The 1618-nt window shown below is 70.6% G+C and carries 2 protein-coding genes; both read right to left on the bottom strand.

Going from position 1 to position 1618, the window contains the following annotated elements; genetic code table 11:
• The coding region (locus C7444_RS19905) for an electron transfer flavoprotein subunit alpha/FixB family protein (RefSeq protein WP_110402595.1) at positions 1-866 on the bottom strand (866 nt) is incomplete at its 3' end.
• 1 nt (position 867) lies between these two features.
• The gene (locus C7444_RS19900) at positions 868-1617 is read right to left on the bottom strand and encodes an electron transfer flavoprotein subunit beta/FixA family protein (RefSeq protein WP_110402594.1); all 750 of its coding nucleotides are present in this window, start codon (positions 1615-1617) and stop codon (positions 868-870) included.
• Position 1618 lies beyond the last annotated feature (1 nt).

The following is a 1618-nucleotide window of genomic DNA, read 5'->3' as shown; positions in this document are numbered from 1 at the left end:
GAGAAGATCGGGGCCTCGGGGTCCTTGTTGATCGCCACGATCACCTTGGAGTCCTTCATGCCCGCCAGGTGCTGGATCGCCCCGCTGATGCCCGCGGCGATGTACAGGCTCGGCGCGACGATCTTGCCCGTCTGCCCGACCTGCCAGTCGTTGGGCGCGTAGCCCGCATCCACCGCCGCGCGGCTCGCCCCGAGCGCGGCGCCCAGCTTGTCGGCCAGCGGCGTGAGCACCGCGCTGAACTGCTCGCTGCTGCCCAGCGCCCGCCCGCCCGAGACGATGATCTTGGCCGCCGTCAGCTCCGGGCGGTCGTTCCGGGTGACCTCGCGCCCGACGAACCGGCTCTTGCCCGAGTCGGCCACCGCCGCGACCGATTCGACCGCCGCGCTGCCCCCCGTCGCCGGCGCGGCATCGAAGCCCGTCGTGCGCACGGTGATCACCTTGACCGCATCACCGCTCTGCACCGTGGCGATCGCGTTGCCCGCGTAGATCGGCCGCTCGAAGGTGTCCGCGCTGATCACCTTGGTGATGTCGGTGAGCTGCGCCACGTCCAGCCGCGCGGCCACGCGCGGGGCCACGTTCTTGCCGCTGGCCGTCGCCGGGAACAGCAGGTGGGTGTAGCCGCCGGCCACCGCCAGCACCTGCGCGGCCAGGTTCTCGGCCAGCCCGTCGGCCAGGCTCGCCCCGTCGGCGTGCAGCACCCGGGTGACCCCGGCGATCTGCGCGGCCGCGGCCGCCGCCGCACCGGCGTTCAGGCCCGCCACCAGCACGTGGACCGCCCCGATCTGCGCGGCCGCCGTCACGGCGTTGAGCGTCGCGCCCTTGATCGACCCGTGGTCGTGTTCAGCAATGACGAGTACGGATGCCATCTCAGATCACCTTCGCTTCGTTCTTCAGCTTGGCCACCAGCGTGGCCACGTCCGCTACCTTGATGCCCGCGCCCCGCTGGGCCGGCTCGGCCACCTTCAGCGTCTTCAGGCGCGGGGCCACGTCCACCCCCAGCGCCTCGGGCGTGATCACCTCCAGCGGCTTCTTCTTGGCCTTCATGATGTTGGGCAGCGTCACGTAGCGCGGCTCGTTCAGCCGCAGGTCGCTGGTGATGATCGCCGGCAGCGACACCGACACCGTCTCCAGCCCCCCGTCCACCTCCCGCGTCACCTGCGCCCGCCCCTCGGCCACCTCGACCTTCGAGGCGAACGTCGCCTGCGGCAGGTCCGCCAGCGCGGCCAGCATCTGCCCGGTCTGGTTGCAGTCGTCGTCGATCGCCTGCTTGCCCAGCATCACCAGCCCCGGCTGCTCCCGATCCACCAGCGCCTTGAGCAGCTTGGCCACCGCCAGCGGCTGCAGCTCCACCACGCTCTCCACCAGGATCGCCCGGTCCGCCCCGATCGCCAGCGCCGTGCGCAGCGTCTCCTGGCACGCCGTCACCCCGCACGACACCGCGATGATCTCGCTGACCACCCCCCGCTCCTTCAACCTCACCGCCTCCTCGATCGCGATCTCGTCGAACGGATTCATGCTCATCTTCACGTTGGCCGTCTCCACCCCCGTCCCGTCCGTCTTCACCCGAACCTTGACGTTGTAGTCGACCACCCTCTTCACGGGGACCAGTGCTTTCATG

This window comes from Sphaerotilus hippei (genome assembly GCF_003201595.1).
GTDB lineage: Bacteria > Pseudomonadota > Gammaproteobacteria > Burkholderiales > Burkholderiaceae_C > Sphaerotilus > Sphaerotilus hippei.
This window is presented reverse-complemented; position numbering and strand designations above follow the sequence as displayed.